Origin of the sequence: Escherichia sp. WS2035 (genome assembly GCF_046487065.1) — a bacterium.
Taxonomy (GTDB): Bacteria; Pseudomonadota; Gammaproteobacteria; order Enterobacterales; family Enterobacteriaceae; genus Escherichia; species Escherichia coli.
Genome location: NZ_JBJQKD010000008.1, coordinates 179,937 through 202,187, shown reverse-complemented (window position 1 = coordinate 202,187; position 22,251 = coordinate 179,937). Strand labels below are relative to the sequence as shown.

The following is a 22,251-nucleotide window of genomic DNA, read 5'->3' as shown; positions in this document are numbered from 1 at the left end:
ATCATGGCCAGAAAACGCAAATCCAGAAATAACAAAAATATCGGACATGGGGCAATCAGTCGCATTGGTAGACCGCATAATCCTTTTGAGCCGCGCCGCAATCGCTACGCACAAAAATACTTAACGTTGGCGCTAATGGGCGGTGCCGCTTTTTTCGTATTGAAAGGTTGTGGCGATAGTGGCGATGTCGATAACGACGGCGACGGAACGTTTTACGCGACTGTGCAGGATTGTATTGATGATGGTAATAATTCAGATATCTGTGCTCATGGCTGGAACAACGCCAAAGCGGCATTTTATGCCGATGTTCCGAAGAATATGACTCAGCAGAATTGTCAGTCTAAGTATGAAAATTGTTACTACGACAATGTTGAACAGAGTTGGATCCCGGTCGTTTCTGGATTTTTGTTAAGCCGGGTTATTCGTAAAGATCGCGATGAGCCGTTCGTCTATAACAGCGGCGGATCCTCATTTGCTTCCCGCCCCGTCTGGCGCAACACTTCCGGTGATTACTCCTGGCGCTCCGGTTCTGGCAAAAAAGAGTCTTACTCTTCGGGCGGCTTTACCACCAAAAAAGCGTCAACCGTTTCTCGCGGCGGCTATGGTCGTTCTTCCAGCGCCCGTGGGCATTGGGGAGGCTAATCATGCTGAGACACAACGTTCCTGTGCGGCGGGATCTGGACCGGATTGCCGCCGATAACGGATTTGACTTTCATATCATCGACAATGAAATCTATTGGGATGAGAGTCGGGCTTACCGCTTTACTCTGCGCCAGATTGAAGAGCAGATCGAAAAACCGACTGCGGAACTGCATCAGATGTGCCTGGAGGTGGTGGATCGTGCGGTTAAAGATGAAGAGATCCTGACGCAACTGGCGATCCCGCCGTTGTACTGGGATGTGATCGCCGAAAGCTGGCGCGCACGCGATCCTTCGTTGTATGGCCGTATGGATTTTGCCTGGTGTGGTAATGCACCGGTTAAGTTGCTGGAGTACAACGCCGATACGCCAACTTCATTGTACGAGTCGGCTTATTTCCAGTGGTTGTGGCTGGAAGATGCCCGGCGCAGCGGCGTTATTCCGCGCGATGCCGATCAGTACAATGCCATTCAGGAGCGCCTGATTTCACGCTTTAGCGAGCTTTATAGCCGGGAGCCGTTTTATTTTTGCTGCTGTCAGGATACCGATGAAGACAGGAGTACCGTGCTGTACTTGCAGGACTGCGCCGAGCAGGCAGGGCAGGAGTCTCGGTTTATCTACATTGAAGAGCTCGGTTTGGGCGTCGGCGGCGTACTGACCGATCTTGATGATAATGTCATCCAGCGTGCATTTAAGCTGTATCCGCTGGAGTGGATGATGCGTGACGATAACGGTCCGCTGCTGCGCAAGCGTCGTGAGCAATGGGTGGAGCCGTTATGGAAAAGTATCTTGAGTAATAAAGGGCTAATGCCGCTGCTTTGGCGCTTCTTCCCTGGTCATCCTAACCTTCTTGCATCCTGGTTCGATGGTGAAAAACCGCAGATTGCCGCTGGCGAAAGCTATGTGCGTAAACCGATTTACTCGCGCGAAGGCGGAAACGTCACCATTTTCGACGGTCAGAATAACGTTGTTGACCACGCTGATGGTGATTACGCCGATGAACCGATGATCTACCAGGCGTTTCAACCTCTGCCGCGATTTGGCGATAGCTACACACTCATCGGTAGCTGGATTGTCGATGATGAAGCGTGCGGAATGGGGATCCGTGAAGATAACACGCTGATCACCAAAGACACCTCACGTTTCGTTCCGCATTACATTGCTGGATAAGAATGTTTTAGCAATCTCTTTCTGTCATGAATCCATGGCAGTGACCATACTAATGGTGACTGCCATTGATGGAGGGAGACACAGTGCACTGGCAAACTCACACCGTTTTTAATCAACCTATACCATTAAATAACAGCAACTTATACCTGTCTGATGGCGCGCTTTGCGAAGCGGTAACGCGTGAAGGTGCTGGCTGGGATAGCGATTTTCTCGCCAGTATTGGTCAGCAGTTAGGAACGGCTGAATCCCTTGAACTGGGGCGGCTGGCGAATGTGAATCCGCCTGAATTATTGCGCTACGATGCGCAAGGACGCCGTCTGGACGATGTGCGTTTTCACCCCGCCTGGCACCTGCTGATGCAGGCGCTATGTACCAATCGGGTGCACAATCTTGCCTGGGAAGAAGACGCTCGCTCCGGCGCATTTGTGGCGCGCGCGGCGCGTTTTATGTTACATGCGCAGGTTGAGGCTGGGTCGTTATGTCCGATAACGATGACCTTTGCCGCCACGCCATTGTTGTTACAGATGTTACCCGCGCCGTTTCAGGACTGGACCACGCCGCTGTTGAGCGATCGCTACGATTCTCACTTATTGCCAGGTGGGCAAAAACGTGGCTTGTTGATCGGCATGGGAATGACGGAAAAGCAGGGCGGTTCCGATGTCATGAGCAACACCACCCGCGCAGAGCGTCTGGACGATGGTTCTTATCGGCTGGTGGGGCATAAATGGTTTTTCTCGGTGCCGCAAAGCGATGCGCATCTGGTGCTGGCACAGACCGCGGGCGGTTTGTCCTGCTTTTTTGTGCCGCGCTTTTTGCCTGACGGGCAACGCAACGCGATTCGCCTCGAGCGGCTGAAAGATAAGCTGGGTAATCGCTCTAACGCCAGCTGCGAAGTGGAATTTCAGGATGCCATTGGCTGGTTGTTGGGGCAGGAAGGGGAAGGAATTCGTCTGATCCTGAAAATGGGTGGGATGACGCGTTTTGATTGCGCCCTGGGTAGCCATGCCATGATGCGCCGTGCATTTTCGCTGGCGATTTATCATGCACATCAACGCCATGTTTTTGGTAATCCATTGATCCAACAGCCCCTTATGCGTCATGTCTTAAGTCGCATGGCACTTCAGCTTGAAGGGCAAACGGCGTTGCTGTTTCGTCTTGCGCGAGCGTGGGACCGGCGCGCCGATGCCAAAGAAGCTCTGTGGGCGCGTTTATTTACGCCTGCGGCGAAATTTGTGATCTGCAAACGTGGCATTCCGTTTGTGGCCGAAGCGATGGAGGTGCTGGGCGGCATTGGTTATTGCGAGGAGAGCGAGCTGCCGCGGCTTTACCGGGAGATGCCGGTAAACAGTATTTGGGAAGGTTCCGGCAATATTATGTGCCTGGATGTGCTGCGCGTTCTCAATAAGCAAGCGGGCGTATACGACTTATTGTCGGAAGCATTTGTGGAAGTGAAAGGGCAGGATCGCTATTTTGATCGCGCGGTTCGTCGTTTACAGCAGCAGCTGCGTAAGCCAGCTGAAGAATTGGGGCGAGAGATTACTCATCAGCTATTCCTGCTGGGCTGCGGTGCGCAAATGTTGAAATATGCCTCTCCGCCAATGGCGCAGACGTGGTGTAAGGTGATGTTAGATACGCGCGGCGGCGTACGGTTGTCAGAGCAGATCCAGAATGATTTATTGCTGCGGGCGACGGGAGGAGTGTGTTTGTAAGCGTATACGACTGATGCGACGCTGGTTTCGATGAACTAAATGAAATATTTTAAAATTGTAGGCCGGACAAGGCGCTCGCGCCGCATCCGGCATTGTTCATTTGCTGTAGATGACACTCACGCATACAGTATCGCCTGTACGCGCCAGTTATCAGGCTGCTGGTCTTCGTACATGGTAATAATGCGGTACCATGACGCACCTTGTTCATCGGCCTTTAACGCCACGATACGTTCCACGTCCTGCGGATCCCCTGAAATATTGCTAACTGAGATCTGACCTATTTCATTCAGGCCCGTCACGCAGTCAGCACTGGCGAATTCTGCAGACTGTGCCGTGGCGCTCGCAGGATAAGTCACTAATTGCAGCGAGGGTGAGGCAAGTAATTGTTTCATCGTCAGCTCCATTTTTCGTTTCCCCACATGTTGCAGGGCATTCCATCGCGGTAATAAACGCCCGAGCTTCCAGCCGGTAATTTATTGTGCACAGGTAAACGCATAGGGACGCAAAGCAATGTAAAGCTGACTATGTTAGTTGTCTGATTTATTTACGGTACAAAATGGCTTGTGAATACCACTGTCCTGTCACGATGGTTTCGTCCACCATGACGACAACGTAATAATCAGCTTTTGCAGCGACAGCTTTCGCTCTGATTTCTGCTAATGCGTCATCCGGAGAACCTCGAACCATCGTGCTTACGCTACCTATTCGCTGTAACCCTTGCGTCTGGTCACGGCGAATCTCTTGCGGATGGTCCGTTACTGGCGGTGCTGGCTGTGGCGTACCTTGCAGTGCGCTACAGGCACTTAACATCAACACCAATAATAAACTGGCAAACCGGTAAATAATGCTATTACGTTTCCTGCTAACCATAGTGTAGTGCCTTATTAATTTAACTTTGGGGGAATGTTCCCGAATTGTTACCTGGTACGCGATTTTCGAATGAAAACGTGACGAAAGCGTAACCCACATCTCAACATTATGAACTAATACCGCCAGCAGAAACTTGTGCTAAGGATTTCTTCATGTCATACCAGACAAAAAGGAGAGACAGATGATTGAAATAGAATCACGCGAGCTGGCAGATATTCCCGTTCTTCATGCTTATCCTGTCGGGCAAAAAGATACCCCGTTACCGTGTGTGATTTTTTATCACGGCTTTACTTCGTCCAGTCTGGTGTATAGCTATTTTGCCGTTGCGCTGGCGCAGGCTGGTTTGCGGGTGATCATGCCGGATGCGCCCGATCACGGTAGCCGTTTTAGTGGCGACGCAGCGCGGCGGTTAAATCAATTCTGGCAAATCTTGCTACAAAGTATGCAGGAATTCACTACCTTACGTGCGGCAATAGCCGAAGAAAACTGGCTGCGTGATGACCGTCTGGCAGTCGGTGGCGCGTCGATGGGCGCGATGACGGCACTGGGAATTACCGCTCGCCACCCCACGGTAAAATGTACCGCCAGCATGATGGGATCGGGCTATTTTACATCGCTCGCCCGTTCACTGTTTCCACCGCTGATACCTGAAACGGCAGCACAGCAGAATGAATTCAATAACATTGTCGCGCCGCTGGCAGAGTGGGAAGCGACAAACCATCTGACAGAGTTGGGGAACAGACCGCTGCTCTTATGGCATGGCCTTGACGATGACGTCGTGCCTGCCGACGAATCACTACGTTTGCAGCAGGCCTTAAGCGAGACGGGACGGGATAAACTGCTAACCTGTTCATGGCAGCCAGGCGTGCGTCACCGCATTACGCCTGAGGCGTTAGATGCTGCCGTGACATTTTTCCGCCAGCATCTTTAAACACGCAGAATGCTGACCCCTTGCGCTTCCAGTTGTTGCAGGATTTCCGGGTTAGCATTTTTGCCGGTGATCAGCATATCGATTTGATCGGCACGGCTAAAAAGCATTCCCGCGCGTTCGCCAATCTTACTGCTATCAACCAGTACCACCAGTTTCCCTACCACGCTCAGCATCTTCTGCTCTGCCATTGCCGTCAGCATATCGGTTTTATACAACCCTTCTGCTGTCAGTCCTTTGCCGCTGGTAAACATCCAGTGCCCGGCATAGAGACTGTTTTCGCTGCCTTGCGGGCTTAAAGTGATGGACTGACTTTTGTTGTACTGTCCGCCCATAATGATCACGCTGTCATGCTCCTGATCGATCAGGTAATTTGCCAGCGGTAGATAATTAGTGATGATTTGCACTGGCTTGCCACACATTTCCCGCCCAAGCAGAAACGCGGTGGAGCCGCAGTTGATGACTACGCTTTCGCCCGGATTAACCAGCTGCGAGGCCGCTTTAGCAATACGTACTTTTTCATCGTGATTCTGCGCTTGATGCAGATTCATCGGCGTCCAGCGCGGGCGCTGTTGGGTAATAGCTTCTGCGCCATTGCGCACTTTTTTCAGTTTGCCGCTTTCGTCAAGTTTATTGATATCGCGTCGTGCAGTGGCAGGCGAAATTCCCAGACGCTCAACGACTTTCTCAACGGTCACAAAGCCCAATTGTGCGAGCATTTCCAGGAGGATTTGATGTCTTTGTGCTTCAGTCATGAGCTATTCCGATAAAATTTGATTTTTTTAGATGATATTTGAAATAGCCAGGAAATACTATGCCGGATAGCGCGAGCATCTCCACGCTATCCGGTACAAGCGACAGATTACAGGAACGACTTGAACGGCAGATCTGGTTCAATAGTGAAGCAATCATCGAAACCACGCGGATAGTGGTACTCGAAGTTGTCTTTATCCAGCGGCCAGGTAAATTTGCCGCCGACCTGCCAGATAAACGGCTTGAAGCCATACTTCAGGCGATCTTTTTTCATCTCCCACAGCACGCGGATCTCTTGCGGATCGGCCTGGAAGTTTGACCAGATATCGTGGTGGAACGGGATCACTACTTTCGCATTCAGCGCTTCGCCCATACGCAGGATATCAGCACTGGTCATTTTGTCGGTGATACCACGTGGGTTCTCTCCGTACGATCCTAAAGCCACGTCGATCTGATGCTCGTTACCATGTTTTGCATAATAGTTGGAGTAGTGGGAATCGCCGCTGTGATACAGGGAACCGCCCGGCGTTTTGAACAGGTAGTTTACCGCGCGATCGTCCATGCCGTCCGGCAGTACGCCAGCCGCTTTTTGATCGGCTGGCAGCGTGATCAGTGCCGTGCGGTCGAAAGCATCAAGTGCATGAATTTCAATGTCTTTTACCTTCACTACGTCGCCCGGTTTAACGACGATGCAACGCTCTTTCGGTACGCCCCAGCCAATCCACAAATCAACGCAGGTTTTCGGTCCAATGAACGGTACGTCATCAGCACAGTTCTGCATCACGGCAGCAGCGACGTTAACGTCGATATGATCGTTGTGATCGTGAGTCGCCAGTACCGCGTCGATCTGGCGAATCGCAAACGGATCAAGAACAAACGGGGTGGTGCGCAGGTTTGGCTGCAGTTTTTTCACGCCAGCCATGCGCTGCATCTGGTGACCCTGTTTCATTAACGGGTTACCGTGGCTTTGTTTGCCAGTACCGCACCAAAAATCAACACAAACGTTGGCACCGCCTTCTGATTTCAACCAGATTCCGGTACAGCCGAGCCACCACATTGCGAAAGTGCCTGGTGCGACCTGCTCTTGCTCAATTTCTTCATTCAGCCAGCTACCCCACTCCGGGAAAGTGCTCAGGATCCAGGACTCACGGGTGATACTTTTCACTTTACTCATCGCCATTTACCTTCGTGATAGTTCAATTCGAATCAATATGTGATTGGTTTTGATTAATCCTGACACTATTTTTTCAGGAAGGCAATGACCATTTTTTGACTTTTTAGCAGGAGAGTTATTGTGGATTTTGAGTGTAGAAAGATTAAATTGAATGTGTAATGCAATTAACTAAATGAATTTAAATGAATAAATATTTCATTCCGTGAATCCCATTCTGTTTATGTGGAATTATTTGCGTGCGACGTCACATTTAATCATAAATAATCTTGTTGTGATTACTTTTGAAAATTAGAGTGAGAGCACAACATTCCGGGTGTGCGAAATACCCGGTTACCTCTTCTTCAGGAGATCGTTATGGAGATCCTCTACAACATCTTTACCGTGTTTTTTAACCAGGTCATGACCAATGCCCCGTTGTTGCTGGGTATTGTGACCTGTCTGGGTTACATCCTACTGCGCAAAAGTGTCAGCGTTATTATTAAAGGTACGATTAAAACCATAATTGGTTTCATGTTGTTGCAGGCAGGGTCCGGCATCCTGACCAGCACCTTCAAACCGGTGGTGGCGAAAATGTCCGAAGTCTACGGCATTAACGGCGCAATTTCCGATACTTACGCGTCGATGATGGCAACCATTGAACGCATGGGCGATGCCTATAGCTGGGTGGGTTACGCGGTGTTGTTAGCGCTGGCGCTGAACATCTGTTACGTGCTGCTGCGTCGCATTACCGGTATTCGAACCATCATGCTGACTGGTCACATCATGTTCCAGCAGGCGGGGCTGATTGCCGTTACGCTGTTTATCTTCGGCTACTCCATGTGGACGACCATTATCTGCACCGCGATTCTGGTTTCGCTCTACTGGGGCATTACCTCCAACATGATGTACAAGCCGACACAGGAAGTCACCGACGGCTGTGGTTTCTCCATTGGTCACCAGCAGCAGTTCGCATCATGGATTGCTTATAAAGTCGCACCGTTCCTTGGCAAAAAAGAGGAAAGCGTTGAAGACCTCAAACTGCCTGGCTGGCTGAATATTTTCCACGACAACATCGTCTCCACGGCGATTGTCATGACTATCTTCTTTGGTGCCATTCTGCTCTCCTTTGGTATCGACACCGTGCAGGCGATGGCAGGCAAAGTGAACTGGACGGTGTACATCCTGCAAACCGGTTTCTCCTTTGCGGTGGCGATCTTCATCATCACTCAGGGCGTGCGCATGTTTGTGGCGGAACTCTCTGAAGCATTTAACGGTATCTCCCAGCGTCTGATCCCAGGTGCGGTTCTGGCGATTGACTGTGCGGCTATTTATAGCTTCGCGCCGAACGCCGTGGTCTGGGGTTTTATGTGGGGCACCATCGGGCAACTGATTGCGGTTGGTATCCTGGTCGCCTGTGGCTCTTCAATCCTGATTATTCCCGGCTTTATCCCGATGTTCTTCTCCAACGCCACTATCGGCGTGTTCGCTAACCACTTCGGCGGCTGGCGTGCGGCGCTGAAAATTTGTCTGGTGATGGGGATGATCGAAATCTTTGGTTGCGTCTGGGCAGTGAAACTCACCGGTATGAGTGCCTGGATGGGTATGGCGGACTGGTCGATTCTGGCACCGCCGATGATGCAGGGCTTCTTCTCCATCGGTATCGCCTTTATGGCCGTCATCATTGTAATTGCACTGGCTTATATGTTCTTCGCTAGCCGCGCGCTGCGCGCAGAAGAAGATGCAGAAAAACAACTGGCAGAACAATCTGCTTAATAAGGAGTTTTGATTATGACCGTTCGTATTCTGGCTGTGTGTGGTAACGGACAAGGCAGTTCCATGATCATGAAAATGAAAGTGGACCAGTTTTTAACCCAGTCGAACATTGACCACACGGTAAACAGCTGCGCGGTTGGCGAATACAAAAGCGAGTTGAGCGGCGCGGATATCATCATCGCTTCTACCCATATTGCGGGCGAAATCACCGTGACCGGCAACAAATATGTGGTTGGCGTGCGCAACATGCTCTCTCCTGCTGATTTTGGCCCGAAACTGCTGGAAGTGATCAAAGAGCATTTCCCGCAGGACGTGAAGTAAGGACGCGCCATGAAATTACGTGATTCGCTGGCTGAAAATAAATCTATCCGCCTGCAAGCGGAAGCAGAGACATGGCAGGACGCAGTGAAAATCGGCGTTGATCTGCTGGTAGCGGCAGATGTGGTAGAGCCGCGTTACTACCAGGCGATTCTGGATGCGGTTGAACAGCACGGCCCGTACTTTGTGCTCGCCCCCGGCCTGGCAATGCCGCACGGACGCCCGGAAGAGGGCGTTAAGAAAACCGGTTTTGCGCTGGTGACGCTGAAAAAGCCGCTGGAGTTCAACCACGAAGATAACGATCCGGTGGATATCCTCATCACCATGGCGGCGGTTGATGCCAACACTCACCAGGAAGTGGGCATCATGCAGATCGTCAACCTGTTTGAAGATGAAGAGAATTTCGACCGTTTACGTGCCTGCCGTACCGAGCAGGAAGTACTGGATCTCATTGACCGCACCAATGCGGCAGCTTAAGAAGGAATTGAACATGTCATTACCGATGTTGCAAGTCGCGCTGGACAACCAGACTATGGATAGCGCCTACGAAACCACTCGCCTGATTGCCGAAGAAGTCGACATTATCGAAGTGGGCACCATTCTTTGCGTAGGCGAAGGCGTGCGTGCGGTTCGTGACCTGAAAGCGCTGTACCCGCACAAAATCGTACTGGCTGACGCCAAAATTGCCGATGCAGGCAAAATCCTTTCTCGCATGTGCTTCGAAGCCAACGCTGACTGGGTGACCGTAATTTGTTGTGCGGATATCAACACCGCCAAAGGCGCGCTGGACGTGGCAAAAGAGTTTAATGGCGACGTGCAGATCGAACTGACCGGCTACTGGACCTGGGAACAGGCGCAGCAGTGGCGCGACGCAGGCATTGGGCAGGTGGTTTATCACCGCAGCCGTGACGCGCAGGCCGCAGGCGTGGCGTGGGGCGAAGCGGACATTACCGCGATCAAACGTCTTTCCGATATGGGCTTCAAAGTCACCGTCACCGGTGGTCTGGCGCTGGAAGATCTGCCGTTGTTTAAAGGCATTCCGATTCATGTGTTTATCGCTGGTCGCAGCATCCGTGATGCAGCCTCTCCGGTTGAAGCCGCGCGTCAGTTCAAACGTTCCATCGCCGAACTGTGGGGCTAAGGAGCGGATATGTTGTCCAAACAAATCCCGCTTGGCATCTACGAAAAAGCGCTCCCCGCTGGGGAGTGCTGGCTGGAACGACTGCAACTGGCAAAAACGTTAGGCTTCGATTTTGTCGAGATGTCAGTAGATGAAACGGACGATCGCCTTTCGCGCCTCGACTGGAGCCGCGAGCAGCGTCTGGCACTGGTGAACGCGATTGTTGAAACCGGCGTGCGCGTACCGTCCATGTGCCTTTCTGCTCATCGTCGTTTCCCGCTGGGAAGCGAAGATGACGCGGTGCGGGCGCAGGGGCTGGAGATTATGCGTAAAGCTATCCAGTTCGCCCAGGACGTCGGCATTCGCGTGATCCAACTGGCGGGCTATGACGTTTACTATCAGGAAGCCAATAACGAAACGCGTCGTCGTTTTCGTGACGGCCTGAAAGAGAGCGTTGAGATGGCAAGCCGCGCGCAGGTCACGCTGGCGATGGAGATCATGGATTACCCATTGATGAACTCCATCAGCAAGGCGCTGGGCTACGCACACTATCTCAACAATCCGTGGTTCCAGCTCTACCCGGATATCGGCAACCTGTCGGCGTGGGACAACGACGTGCAGATGGAGTTGCAGGCCGGAATCGGGCATATCGTCGCGGTACATGTGAAAGACACCAAACCAGGCGTCTTCAAAAACGTGCCTTTTGGCGAAGGTGTTGTGGATTTTGAACGTTGCTTCGAAACGCTCAAACAGAGTGGCTATTGCGGGCCGTACCTGATTGAGATGTGGAGCGAAACGGCGGAAGATCCGGCGGCAGAAGTGGCGAAAGCGCGCGATTGGGTGAAAGCGCGCATGACCAAAGCAGGCATGGTGGAGGCGGTATAATGCAAAAGCTGAAACAGCAGGTGTTTGAGGCCAACATGGATCTGCCGCGTTACGGGCTGGTGACCTTTACCTGGGGCAACGTCAGCGCCATTGACCGCGAACGCGGGCTGGTGGTGATCAAGCCCAGCGGCGTCGCCTACGAAACCATGAAAGCAGACGATATGGTGGTGGTCGATATGAGCGGTAAGGTGGTGGAAGGGGAGTATCGTCCGTCTTCCGACACTGCGACGCATCTCGAACTCTACCGTCGTTATCCGTCGCTTGGTGGTATTGTCCATACCCACTCCACTCATGCCACCGCATGGGCGCAGGCGGGGCTGGCGATCCCGGCGTTAGGCACCACGCACGCCGATTACTTCTTTGGCGACATCCCGTGCACGCGCGGATTAAGCGAAGAAGAGGTGCAGGGTGAGTACGAACTGAATACCGGCAAAGTGATTATCGAAACGCTGGGTGACGCCGAGCCGCTGCATACGCCGGGAATTGTGGTGTATCAGCACGGACCGTTCGTCTGGGGGAAAGATGCCCACGATGCGGTGCATAACGCGGTGGTGATGGAAGAAGTGGCGAAAATGGCGTGGATTGCGCGCAGTATTAACCCACAACTGAATCACATCGACAGCTTTCTGATGAATAAACACTTCATGCGTAAGCACGGTCCCAACGCCTATTACGGGCAGAAGTAAAACACGCGCTGCGGAAATTTCCTTCTTCGGGAGATAACTGGTCTAATTCCGCAGCCGTTTTTCAAAAAAAGCCCCCTGCGAAGGGGGCAAAGCAAACTATGGCAATGTTTCGTTGGTTATACCTGGTGCTAGCGATAAATATCCGCGCTGGCGTGCATATTGCCGTTACTCCCCGGTTCCCGCATCAGAATCACATGGTAGTACGTTGCGCCTTGCGCATCTGTCTCTTCATTTAATGCCTGACGTGCTTCACTTTCAGTGGCGAAGTTATGGTTGATATAAATCACACCTAAGCTTTGCACATCATCCATATTTCTGGCCTGGTGGTTATTAATTTCAATGGCTGCCCATGTATTTGCACTTAGCAAAAGCACAGCCAGAAGGGCTAAAACACGACTGAACATAGATACCTCCTCGACGGCTGACTTTGTGTGCTCTCCTCTTGTGGTGATCTTCTGATTTAATTTTAATCAATGATAAAGAAGTTGATGGTGACCATTTCTGATGCAGTTGTTCAAAAAAACACCATGACGAAGTGTGATGAACTCCAAATCAGCGATTTAGAGGTTATTTGCGAAAGGGGCGATTTATTTCTGCTCAGCCCTTGAGTTTAGCGGGGTATGTCAGTACTATAACGCGTCATTTTTCAGCCGACCTTTAACACGTTCCTTGCCTCCCCGGGATTCGGCTGACCCAGACAGGAGGCTGAATAATCCGTAAGGAGCAATTCGATGCGTCATTACGAAATCGTTTTTATGGTCCATCCTGACCAGAGCGAACAGGTTCCGGGCATGATCGAGCGCTACACTGCTGCCATCACTGGTGCAGAAGGCAAGATCCACCGTCTGGAAGACTGGGGCCGCCGTCAGCTGGCTTACCCGATCAACAAACTGCACAAAGCACACTACGTTCTGATGAACGTTGAAGCTCCGCAGGAAGTGATCGATGAGCTGGAAACTACCTTCCGCTTCAACGATGCCGTTATCCGCAGCATGGTTATGCGTACCAAGCACGCTGTTACCGAAGCATCTCCGATGGTTAAAGCGAAAGACGAGCGCCGTGAGCGTCGCGATGATTTCGCAAACGAAACCGCTGATGATGCTGAAGCTGGGGATTCTGAAGAGTAATTTCTGATGACCAACCGTCTGGTGTTGTCCGGCACCGTGTGCAGGACTCCCCTTCGAAAGGTCAGTCCATCAGGAATTCCTCACTGCCAGTTCGTGCTTGAGCATCGTTCTGTGCAGGAGGAAGCCGGCTTTCACCGGCAGGCGTGGTGCCAAATGCCCGTTATTGTTAGCGGACACGAAAACCAGGCCATTACTCACAGTATAACGGTCGGCAGTCGCATAACCGTTCAGGGGTTCATTTCATGCCATAAGGCAAAGAACGGACTGAGCAAAATGGTTTTGCATGCCGAGCAGATTGAATTGATAGATTCTGGAGACTAGCCATATGGCACGTTATTTCCGTCGTCGCAAGTTCTGCCGTTTCACCGCGGAAGGCGTTCAAGAGATCGACTATAAAGATATCGCTACGCTGAAAAACTACATCACCGAAAGCGGTAAGATTGTCCCAAGCCGTATCACCGGTACCCGTGCAAAATACCAGCGTCAGCTGGCTCGCGCTATCAAACGCGCTCGCTACCTGTCCCTGCTGCCGTACACTGATCGCCATCAGTAATCGGTCACGGTCCATTAATACGACTTTGAGAGGATAAGGTAATGCAAGTTATTCTGCTTGATAAAGTAGCAAACCTGGGTAGCCTGGGTGATCAGGTAAACGTTAAAGCGGGCTATGCTCGTAACTTCCTGGTACCGCAGGGTAAAGCTGTTCCAGCTACCAAGAAAAACATTGAATTCTTCGAAGCACGTCGCGCTGAACTGGAAGCTAAACTGGCTGAAGTTCTGGCAGCAGCTAATGCTCGCGCTGAGAAAATCAATGCACTGGAAACTGTTACCATCGCGTCTAAAGCTGGCGACGAAGGTAAACTGTTCGGTTCCATCGGTACTCGCGACATCGCTGACGCTGTAACTGCAGCTGGCGTTGAAGTGGCTAAGAGCGAAGTTCGTCTGCCGAACGGCGTTCTGCGTACCACTGGTGAACACGAAGTGAGCTTCCAGGTTCACAGCGAAGTATTCGCGAAAGTGATCGTAAACGTAGTAGCTGAATAATTCGTTATTCAACGAGACGTAAAAACGCCGACCAGTGGTCGGCGTTTTGCTTTTAAGTGATAAAAACCGCAGAAACAGACGTTCCCTCCATAAATCTCTTGCTATTCCTTTTATAAAAAGTTCGCAGTACCCATACCTGGCCCCCAGCCTCGCCGCTGGTAGTTCGTGTCATGTTTTTTACGCGTAAAACACGACAAAAGCATCAATACAGCGATCGTCTCACTTGTATGATAATAAAAACAATATGTTATATATGAATGTGCTGTTATTTTATTGTTTTTATATATAAAAAGATAAAATATCATCACTTTCGTAATCTTGAACGCTTTGCAGGTGCGTTCAATCCAATAAATGCTAATATTATGGCTATCATAGCCATAAAAAGATAAAATATTATCACTATGGGTAAAAAAACAGCACCGTTACTCCCTTATACGAATCAGATGCTTAGTGAATTTGGTGAGCGGCTGAAACTTGCTCGTTTACGATGCAGGCTTACCGCAAAGCAAGTTGCTGAACGTGCTGGGATGTCGCCAATAACATTGCGCTCTCTGGAGTCAGGAAGTGCAGGGGTCACGATAGGGGCATATTTGTCTGTGATGCAGGTTTTGGGCCTGGAAACGGATTTAAATAAGCTTGCAGCTGAAGACGACTTAGGGCGTCAGCTCCAGGATTCCCGTTTGATTAAAAAAAGAGGGCTGTCTCGTGTATCAAGTAAGAATGAAGAAGGTTCTCAGACAGCCTCATTGCAGATGAGGCACGAGAAAGAAGGTCATCTCACCACGGATTTAACAGCACTGGCAGAAGGCTCGACGCCATCTATTACAGGAGAAACATCAACCTCTCTTGCTGCACTATTAAAACCGATAAAAAAACCGTTAAAAGGAAATTAATTATGGCATTAATCGGAGTGTATGCGGATTGGGAAGGCCTGGATGGTCCTGCGCGTATTGGTTATTTACACAGTCGTCGCACTCGGGCGCGTGAGATATTTGAGTTTGAGTACGATAAAAAGGCGCTTGCAGATCCTTCACTTAATTTCATTCAGTTAGATCCTGAAATAATGTTGTATGAGGGAGCACAGTACCCAATTCCTCCAAAGGATAAATTTGGTGCATTTAGTGATTCCTGCCCGGATCGTTGGGGGCGTATGCTAATGAAGCGTCGTTTTGAGAGGGATATTCGAGACGGGTTATGTGATAAAGACTCCCACCTTTATGAGTCTGATTATCTACTAGGTGTTCATGATCTTTATCGGGTTGGGGCTCTTCGATACAAACGTGAAGACGCTGGAGAGTTTCTTGATAATCGCATTGATGTTGCAGCCCCACCATTTACCGAAATAGCGAGTCTGGAAAGGGTTAGCCGGGCAATTGAAGAAGATCCTGATAATAAAGAGTAATGGGGCAAAAATGGTTAAGAATGCTAATCGCTCCGGGGGGATCATTAGGGGGGGCACGTCCGAAAGCCAGTGTTGTTGATGAAGCTGGGCATCTCTACATCGCTAAATTTCCCAGTGTAAAAGATGAGTATGATGTTGGTGGATGGGAAATGGTCGTTAATGCACTTGCTGTTGGCTGTGGACTGAATGTTGCACCTGCTCAGGCGCATAAATTTGCCAGCAATTACCATTGTTTTATGGTTCGTCGTTTTGACCGCACTAATGCGGGAAGGCGTCTGCATTTTGCTTCGGCTATGACACTAACCAGGCATCAGGATGGTGAAGATGCCTCTACAGGTGTGAGTTATCTGGAATTAGCAGATGTTCTTATCAGACATGGCGCGCAGACTAATACTGACCTTAAGGAACTCTGGTCCAGGATTGTTTTTAATATTCTTGTTACTAATACCGATGATCATTTACGCAATCATGGATTTATCTTGATACCAGGAAAAGGTTGGCGGCTTTCTGAGGCATATGATTTGAATCCTGTGGTCAGGTCTGATGGTCTAAAACTCAATATTACGGAAAATGACAATGCACTTGATTTGGAATTAGCTAGAGAAGTTGCAGAGTATTTTCGACTTAGTTTGACGGAAGCTGATGACATTATTGCTAATTTTAGAGGGATTGTCAGTCAGTGGCGAATCATTGCCGAGCGTCTTCGATTACCTGGTCGTGAGCAAGAGTTAATGGCAGAGGCGTTCAGGGGGGCAATTTAGAATAGTTATTTCGATATATTCGCTAAATCATAAATTTGCGAAGCAATGCCAGTAGATACTGAACGTTTTGGAAGAGACGTTTAATTTATGAGAAAAATAGAAACGCTACAAAGCTAAATTATAGCGTTTCTATGTAAAATAATTAGCTTGTCGCTAACTGTACTTGTGGTTCTTCGTCTTTAACTTTGATAAGCGTCCACAGCGCAATGGCGCCAATAATGTCAAAGAAAGCCAGGGCAATAAAGAACGGCGCGAAGCCGATAATGTGAACGAATGCCCCGATAAACAGGTTGAAAATCAACTGACCGCTCCATGCACAGGCTCCTGCCATACCCACAGCGGTAGCTACTTCGTCTTTTTTGAATAGGTCACCGCCCAGAGTTGCTGCAACAGTAGAAAGACATTGATGCGAGAATGCGCCAATGCTAATCAGTAATACGGCGATGTAGGGATTTTCGACAATACTCACCAGACCAATCGTCATCATAATGACGGCTGCAATAGTGAAGGTAATTCTTCGTGAGTTAATTAAACTCACGCCGCGATCGTGGAAGAACTTCGCGACAAAACCACTGGCTAAACAGCCGAGATCGCCCAGCAGGAAAGGTAGCCAGACGAACATGGCAATTTCTTTCAGGCTAAAATGCAGCGTTTCGACGAAGAAAATCGGTACCCAGAAGTTAATGGTTCCCCATGCCGGGTCAGCGAGAAAACGCGCGATGCCAATCCCCCAGAAATTACGTTGGCTGAGGATATGCTTGATTGACGTTTTTTCTTTCTTATCTGTTTTAAGATGCTGTTCTTGCCCAGACTCAATATAGTGGCGCTCTTCATCAGAAAGGCGTTTAGCATCTTTTGGATCTTTATAACAAAAGAACCAAAATAAAGCCGCGAGTAAAGCAAGGCTACCTGAGACAATAAACGCAAATTGCCAGCTATGAAACATAATGCACCAGGCAATCAACGGTGGAGCAAGCATCGCGCCGAGTGAGGTGCCCATATTGAAAACACCTGTCGCCACGCCACGCTCTTTTGCCGGGAACCATGTTGATGCGGTTTTTACACCCGCAGGAATTGCCGATGCTTCGCTGAAACCCATCAGGGCGCGCATAAATGCCAGACCTGACCATGTTCCTGTCAAGGCATGCCCCATTGTCGCCAGGCCCCAGATTGCGGCACATATCGCAAAACTTAACTTCAGACCCACGGTATCAATAAAGAAGCCCATTATCGGTTGCCCCAATGTATAGGCCAACTGGAATGCACTGACAATCCATGAATATTGTTCTTTGGTTATTCCGGTTGTCTCCATAATCGTTGGAGCCGCAATACCTAACGCCGTTCTGTCCAGATAATTGATTACAGTGATAAAGCATACGAGGGCAATCATATGCCATCGATAATTCTTTATTTTATTCATTTTTAAACCTTTTAATTATATTAATAAACCCTGGTTGTTGGTATTTCCATGTAATAGGCAATAAAAATCAGGTACAGAGGAAATATTGGAAATTATTGTGTGTAAATGTCTCCCTTTAAAAAGTCTGGCCAGTTTTTTTCAAAGTAAATACCGTTAATACACGGTTGCATACGTAAAGACTTTACTTCGGTAATAAAAGAACCTTGCGAATATTGAATTGTTAATTTGTGATTTTTGTCTTCAGCGAGTTCAGAGCGAAAACGCCATTCTTCTTTTGCGCCGCGACGAGTTTGTGGTAGGCATTTGCCTTGTGGATCAATAACCATACGCGCCCCACGGCTACCACCACCAGCATCAATATAATGCGTTAATTGTGTTAATACCGCGGCAGAAGTCAGCGTCATATGCCGCCACATAAACAGCTCGGCAACTTCACCCACATGTTTGATTGCCAATCCATGTCGTTGGACAAATTCGTTCAATAGCAGGGCATCACGAGTGGCGCGTCGGACTTTATCGGCATGGCAAATAAATCCCGCATGGTCAGACATTCGTGCCTGAATTTTTTCTCTCACAACCGACAACGGCATCCCGGTCCCGTTATCGTGCGCCTGAGTAATGATCTCTCTTATAGAAGCCAGTGCCGGAGCTGCCAGCTGTGCTATATCTCCATCAATATTCCGCTTTTGCGTGCAACCAATAAAACGTGCCAGACGAACAGCAAAAACCTGCCCGGCATTCAATGCCGCGCCGCCAGGTCGGGTGACGCCGTGTGTGCCAGCAACTTCCCCCACCGCAAAACAACCGGGCAGAGATGTTTGTCCCCAGATATCGACTTCAATGCCGCCATTCATGTGCTGATTATTCATGGCAAACTGCAATGGCTGCGTGGTGAGATCGTAACCGTGCATCTTATACAGCGAGATAGACAGCGGATTCATTCGTTGCAGGCGTTCGATGGGCGATGGTGCCAGAGCGTCGTTATTTTCCAGATACGTGCGAACGTCGTCGTCCAGTCGATCTAATGAGAAGGGCAGGTCACCCGGCACCGCTTCAGGATTGCGATTGAAATCCATAAATACCTGACGCCCTGATTGCTGCTCTTGCGCTACTGCCATATCTAACAAGCTGGAGCCAAAATCCATTACCCGCGTGGCGTGGAACGGCCACTGATAGCCTTTACGGAAGATGTTTGAAGCTAGCTCCTGGGTGGTGCGATAGTAATCCGCGAGGAAGTTATACTCGTTACCCTCAGCATCTACGGAATAGATATACGGGATCACCTGCACATAGGTGCCGGACAAATTCCACGGAAACGTGCTGCGCGGTGTGCCGATACCAAACTGGCTTTCAGTCAGATTGGTTAGCGTCAGACCTTCCTCCAGCGCCAGACCCAGCGAGCCGAAACATTTGTGTGGATAAACACTGTCGCGATAAAGCTCGCCAGGCCCTCCTGTTGCCAGTACCACATTGGGCGCAGTCACAATTGCCAGCCCCCATGGGTTATGGGCGCGATGACCGGTCGCGAGGATTGCCCCCGCCACACGGTCTTCACCGTTTTCGTCACGCTGATGCAGCAGTTTAATCACTGTTGCACTGGTCAACATTGGGATAGCAAGACGCTGTACTTCTTCCAGCAGCACTTTCACCATTAACCTTGAGGTACGCGGCCCACACGAGGTTGCACGCCCGGCTTCGTCATGGTCGGTTTGATAACGAAGAATCGCGCCATAGCGATCTTCCGGTAATTCCAGACCAAGATATTGCAACCCGCCAAGAGTGTGCAGAGAACCTACCGCTTCAACATAAGCGGTGTCGTGATCCATCGCCCCACCGCTCGCCAGTGCCTCTGCCAGTTTGGTGAAGTTGTCGCCGTTGCCCGCAGTAGCGGCGGTAAACAGTGTTTGTTTATCAGAGCCAGAACATGCCGACGTCCCCATATATAACCCGGCGGTGGCGATTAACACATTTTGCTGGCGGCGTTTAAGTTCCACAGCTGCACGTAGCCCGGCTGCACCACTGCCGACTACCAGGGCATCTGTTTTCCAGAGTGGGTAATCAACGCCGTCAACCGTGACAACCCATGCGGGTTCTGCCTGTGCAAAACCCTTTGGGAAAGTAACGTGCGTCAGTGCATCAAGGATGGTGTCATCAAGCTGACTCATGCATCCTCCATTGGCATAAACAGGCTACTTTCCATCAGACGTGGGTGCCTGATAATCGGACGGAAGGCCATATACGGCAGAATGTCGCGCTCAATCTCCACACCCGGCGCGATTTCAATTAATTCAACGCCTTCTGCCGTTAACTGGAATACTGCGCGTTCAGTGATATACAACACTTCCTGACCACTTTGCTGTGCGTAGGCGGCGCTAAAAGTAATTTTTTCCACCTGGGTAACCAGTTTAGGGATTTGACCTGACTGGGCGATATGCAAGCCATCTGGCGTTACATCAATCTTGCTGCCTTTGGCGTCGAACGTACCGCAAAACACCACTTTACGGGCGTTTTGTGCAATTTCGAGAAATCCGCCGGGGCCAATCAGATTGCCATTGAGATGGGATACGTTGACGTTACCGTATTGATCCATCTCTCCCATGCCGAGGAAGGTGATATCGATGCCGCCGCCACTGTAGAATTCAAATTGATCGAGTGATGGAATAATGGCATCGGCGTTACGGGCGCAGCCGAACAGAGCATCATCAAGCATCATGCCGTTATGCACACCCTGTTCTACACTCAGCCACAAACTTTGATAAGGCACGCCTTCGCGCAGCGCAACCCCAGGAATACCGCCGGGAATACCAAAGCCAAAGTTGGTTGAAGCGCCTGCCACCAGTTCCCGCGCTGCCCGACGGGCAATCAGGCGACGCACCGGATGACTAACCAGTTCAATAGCGTCGTTAGAACTTAGACGGCGATGTTGACCGCTGATGGTCAGGTCGTAACCACCAAGATAGGTTTGCGGTTGTTCGCGGTGCTCAACGATGCCATCAACCAGAATTCCTGGTAGCTTGACCCGACGTGGTTCAATGGTACCTGCTTCCAGCACATCGCGTACCTGTACGAACACTTTGCCGCCGCTGTTGTGTGCTGCCAGCGCCATCGAATAGCTATCCATATCAATCGCTTCTTCTTCGAGGCTAACGTTGCCTCGTGGATCGGCATAAGTGCCACGCAAAATCGCGTAATCCACTTTGAAAGGGCGATAACGAAGTTTGGTCTCACCGTCGATTTCAATCAGTTCTACCAGGTCGTCGGTAGTGCATTCATTCGACTTACCGCCACCATTGCGTGGATCAACAAACGATCCCAGCCCAACGTGGGTAAAAAGCCCCGGACGTCCGGCACCGATCTCCCGCAGCAGTGCCTGAATTACGCCACCAGGGAAACAGTAGGCTTCAATAGCATTGTTTTTCACCAGTTCCTGCATCTTGGGCGACCAGGTAAAATGTCCGGCAATAATGCGTTTGAGCATTTCGGCGTGAGCAAAACGGTTAGTGCCTTTGCTGTCGCGATCGCCAATACCCAGCGAGTGGATTAATGTCAGATCGCGCGGGTGTCCGGTTTGCAGAAAGCGCGCTTCAATGGCGGCCAGAATATGGTCAGCTTCCACCATGCCGCCGCCGTTGCCGCTAATGGCAATGGTTGCGCCGTCCTGAATTTGCGCCGCCAGTGTCTCGGCGGTTGATAACTTACGCATACAATTTCCTTATTGATTGTGGAAGCTCACGCCGGCTTTTTCGGCAAATGCGTGCGTCGCCTGTTGGCAATCCTGAGTGGCGGACATTAATCCAGCCAGCAACTGGTGCGAGTAATCGGCGTGTTTATTTTCCAGCGCCAGAATCAGTTGCTTAATATGTGCCAGTGCCACCGGACCACATTTTTCCAGCTGCGCTAACTGGTTCGCCATCCAGCTTTCCACCTGTTCTTTTTCTACCACTTCATCAATTAAATTCGCTGTCTGAGCTTCCTGCGCCGTCAGGCGTTTACCCAGCATCAGCATCTGGCGACCGACCACAGGACCAACCTGATTAAGCACTCGCTCAATGCCCATCCAGCCTGGCACCATGCCGAGCATCACTTCCGGGTTAGAGAATTTCGCGCCGGGGCGAGCGATACGAATATCGCAGCACAAGGCAAGTTCAATACCACCGCCGATGGTATGACCGTTGAGATTCGCAACGGTTAATTGGGGTAAGTTTCGCAGGCGATTAAAAACGTCATTACCGCGTTTAATCCATTTTCTGCCCATATCTAATGGCGAATAGGCCGACCACGATTTAATATCGCCACCCGCACAAAAGAATTTATCGCCGGTTGCCGTTAATTCGACTAAGCGTAATGCCGTGTCATTTTCAATTTCATTTAAATAATGGTCGAGAGATTCGATCATTTCTTCATTAATAGCATGACATTTATCTTCACGGTTCAATGTCAGGCGGCAAGAAGCCGCCGCTCTGCTGAACAGAACGGGTTGGTCATTCATGATCA

General features: G+C 50.3%; 24 protein-coding genes and 1 pseudogene. 16 read left to right on the top strand and 9 right to left on the bottom strand.

Features of this window, described 5'->3' with window-relative positions; all coding sequences use genetic code 11:
• The first annotated feature begins 3 nt into the window (after nt 1–3).
• From ACJHX4_RS15275 to ACJHX4_RS15265, 3 genes are all read left to right on the top strand, one after another.
• Nucleotides 4–642, top strand: a complete 639-nt coding sequence (locus ACJHX4_RS15275; protein ID WP_000101639.1) for a DUF1190 domain-containing protein — start codon at nt 4–6, stop codon at nt 640–642.
• 2 nt (nt 643–644) lie between these two features.
• Nucleotides 645–1,808 carry a glutathionylspermidine synthase family protein gene (locus ACJHX4_RS15270; protein WP_000944012.1) on the top strand — a complete coding sequence of 388 codons (1,164 nt, stop codon included), beginning with the start codon at nt 645–647 and terminating at the stop codon, nt 1,806–1,808.
• An 83-nt stretch (nt 1,809–1,891) separates the two neighbouring features.
• Nucleotides 1,892–3,517, top strand: coding sequence for an isovaleryl-CoA dehydrogenase (locus tag ACJHX4_RS15265; RefSeq protein WP_001296678.1), 1,626 nt, complete (start codon nt 1,892–1,894; stop codon nt 3,515–3,517).
• A gap of 116 nt (nt 3,518–3,633) precedes the next feature.
• Here the strand turns inward: ACJHX4_RS15265 and yjfN are convergent, their stop codons facing one another.
• Nucleotides 3,634–3,909, bottom strand: a complete 276-nt coding sequence (gene yjfN / locus ACJHX4_RS15260) for a DUF1471 family protease activator YjfN (RefSeq protein WP_000811566.1) — start codon at nt 3,907–3,909, stop codon at nt 3,634–3,636.
• A gap of 148 nt (nt 3,910–4,057) precedes the next feature.
• Nucleotides 4,058–4,387: a biofilm peroxide resistance protein BsmA gene (gene bsmA, locus ACJHX4_RS15255; RefSeq protein ID WP_000254626.1), complete on the bottom strand. Its 330-nt coding sequence runs from the start codon at nt 4,385–4,387 to the stop codon at nt 4,058–4,060.
• A gap of 181 nt (nt 4,388–4,568) precedes the next feature.
• On the opposite strand from bsmA, the gene yjfP reads away from it, so the two are divergent.
• The gene (yjfP, locus tag ACJHX4_RS15250) at nt 4,569–5,318 is read left to right on the top strand and encodes an esterase (RefSeq protein WP_000569716.1); all 750 of its coding nucleotides are present in this window, start codon (nt 4,569–4,571) and stop codon (nt 5,316–5,318) included.
• Here yjfP and ulaR read toward each other — a convergent pair.
• Nucleotides 5,315–6,070, bottom strand: a complete 756-nt coding sequence (gene ulaR / locus ACJHX4_RS15245; protein ID WP_000133631.1) for an HTH-type transcriptional regulator UlaR — start codon at nt 6,068–6,070, stop codon at nt 5,315–5,317. The genes yjfP and ulaR overlap by 4 nt on opposite strands.
• A 107-nt stretch (nt 6,071–6,177) precedes the next feature.
• On the bottom strand, nt 6,178–7,242 hold the full coding sequence (gene ulaG, locus ACJHX4_RS15240; RefSeq protein ID WP_001296680.1) for an L-ascorbate 6-phosphate lactonase: 1,065 nt from the start codon (nt 7,240–7,242) through the stop codon (nt 6,178–6,180).
• Between the two features lie 354 nt (nt 7,243–7,596).
• Here ulaG and ulaA point away from each other — a divergent pair, with 354 nt between their 5' ends.
• Genes ulaA through ulaF form a run of 6 tightly spaced genes read left to right on the top strand, consistent with a single transcriptional unit; the run spans nt 7,597 to nt 12,003 of the window.
• Nucleotides 7,597–8,994 carry a PTS ascorbate transporter subunit IIC gene (ulaA, locus tag ACJHX4_RS15235; protein WP_000404887.1) on the top strand — a complete coding sequence of 466 codons (1,398 nt, stop codon included), beginning with the start codon at nt 7,597–7,599 and terminating at the stop codon, nt 8,992–8,994.
• Between the two features lie 15 nt (nt 8,995–9,009).
• Nucleotides 9,010–9,315, top strand: a complete 306-nt coding sequence (gene ulaB / locus ACJHX4_RS15230; protein ID WP_000218362.1) for a PTS ascorbate transporter subunit IIB — start codon at nt 9,010–9,012, stop codon at nt 9,313–9,315.
• A 9-nt stretch (nt 9,316–9,324) separates the two neighbouring features.
• The gene (gene ulaC / locus ACJHX4_RS15225) at nt 9,325–9,789 is read left to right on the top strand and encodes a PTS ascorbate transporter subunit IIA (RefSeq protein ID WP_000776505.1); all 465 of its coding nucleotides are present in this window, start codon (nt 9,325–9,327) and stop codon (nt 9,787–9,789) included.
• A gap of 13 nt (nt 9,790–9,802) precedes the next feature.
• Nucleotides 9,803–10,453, top strand: a complete 651-nt coding sequence (ulaD, locus tag ACJHX4_RS15220) for a 3-keto-L-gulonate-6-phosphate decarboxylase UlaD (protein ID WP_000056749.1) — start codon at nt 9,803–9,805, stop codon at nt 10,451–10,453.
• A gap of 9 nt (nt 10,454–10,462) precedes the next feature.
• Entirely contained in the window at nt 10,463–11,317 is an 855-nt protein-coding gene (ulaE, locus tag ACJHX4_RS15215; protein WP_000949500.1) for an L-ribulose-5-phosphate 3-epimerase UlaE, read from the top strand.
• A complete protein-coding gene (ulaF, locus tag ACJHX4_RS15210; protein ID WP_001170806.1) occupies nt 11,317–12,003 on the top strand; it encodes an L-ribulose-5-phosphate 4-epimerase UlaF in 687 nt (228 codons plus the stop codon). The genes ulaE and ulaF overlap by 1 nt, the downstream gene beginning before the upstream one ends.
• Nucleotides 12,004–12,131: 128 nt before the next feature.
• On the opposite strand, the gene yjfY is transcribed toward ulaF, so the two are convergent.
• Nucleotides 12,132–12,407 carry a DUF1471 family protein YjfY gene (gene yjfY, locus ACJHX4_RS15205; protein WP_000492914.1) on the bottom strand — a complete coding sequence of 92 codons (276 nt, stop codon included), beginning with the start codon at nt 12,405–12,407 and terminating at the stop codon, nt 12,132–12,134.
• 327 nt (nt 12,408–12,734) lie between these two features.
• Between yjfY and rpsF the strand changes: the two genes are divergently transcribed.
• The 6 genes and pseudogenes from rpsF to ACJHX4_RS15175 all read left to right on the top strand — a co-directional run bounded on the left by rpsF (nt 12,735) and on the right by ACJHX4_RS15175 (nt 16,337).
• Nucleotides 12,735–13,130: a 30S ribosomal protein S6 gene (rpsF, locus tag ACJHX4_RS15200; protein ID WP_001216676.1), complete on the top strand. Its 396-nt coding sequence runs from the start codon at nt 12,735–12,737 to the stop codon at nt 13,128–13,130.
• A gap of 6 nt (nt 13,131–13,136) precedes the next feature.
• A complete protein-coding gene (gene priB / locus ACJHX4_RS15195) occupies nt 13,137–13,451 on the top strand; it encodes a primosomal replication protein N (RefSeq protein ID WP_001296681.1) in 315 nt (104 codons plus the stop codon).
• A gap of 4 nt (nt 13,452–13,455) precedes the next feature.
• A complete protein-coding gene (gene rpsR, locus ACJHX4_RS15190) occupies nt 13,456–13,683 on the top strand; it encodes a 30S ribosomal protein S18 (RefSeq protein ID WP_000135199.1) in 228 nt (75 codons plus the stop codon).
• 41 nt (nt 13,684–13,724) lie between these two features.
• Nucleotides 13,725–14,174, top strand: coding sequence for a 50S ribosomal protein L9 (rplI, locus tag ACJHX4_RS15185; protein WP_001196062.1), 450 nt, complete (start codon nt 13,725–13,727; stop codon nt 14,172–14,174).
• 401 nt (nt 14,175–14,575) lie between these two features.
• The gene (locus tag ACJHX4_RS15180) at nt 14,576–15,067 is read left to right on the top strand and encodes a helix-turn-helix domain-containing protein (RefSeq protein WP_001531216.1); all 492 of its coding nucleotides are present in this window, start codon (nt 14,576–14,578) and stop codon (nt 15,065–15,067) included.
• 2 nt (nt 15,068–15,069) lie between these two features.
• A pseudogene (locus ACJHX4_RS15175) lies at nt 15,070–16,337 on the top strand (type II toxin-antitoxin system HipA family toxin).
• 142 nt (nt 16,338–16,479) lie between these two features.
• On the opposite strand, the gene ACJHX4_RS15170 reads toward ACJHX4_RS15175, so the two are convergent.
• From ACJHX4_RS15170 to ACJHX4_RS15155, 4 genes are all read right to left on the bottom strand, one after another.
• Nucleotides 16,480–17,757: an MFS transporter gene (locus ACJHX4_RS15170; RefSeq protein WP_001033607.1), complete on the bottom strand. Its 1,278-nt coding sequence runs from the start codon at nt 17,755–17,757 to the stop codon at nt 16,480–16,482.
• Between the two features lie 92 nt (nt 17,758–17,849).
• Nucleotides 17,850–19,922: an FAD-binding protein gene (locus ACJHX4_RS15165; RefSeq protein WP_000080320.1), complete on the bottom strand. Its 2,073-nt coding sequence runs from the start codon at nt 19,920–19,922 to the stop codon at nt 17,850–17,852.
• Nucleotides 19,919–21,460: an acyl CoA:acetate/3-ketoacid CoA transferase gene (locus ACJHX4_RS15160; protein ID WP_001228948.1), complete on the bottom strand. Its 1,542-nt coding sequence runs from the start codon at nt 21,458–21,460 to the stop codon at nt 19,919–19,921. Before ACJHX4_RS15160 ends, ACJHX4_RS15165 begins: the two co-directional genes overlap by 4 nt.
• 9 nt (nt 21,461–21,469) lie before the next feature.
• Nucleotides 21,470–22,246 carry an enoyl-CoA hydratase/isomerase family protein gene (locus tag ACJHX4_RS15155; protein ID WP_000999661.1) on the bottom strand — a complete coding sequence of 259 codons (777 nt, stop codon included), beginning with the start codon at nt 22,244–22,246 and terminating at the stop codon, nt 21,470–21,472.
• Nucleotides 22,247–22,251: the final 5 nt, after the last annotated feature.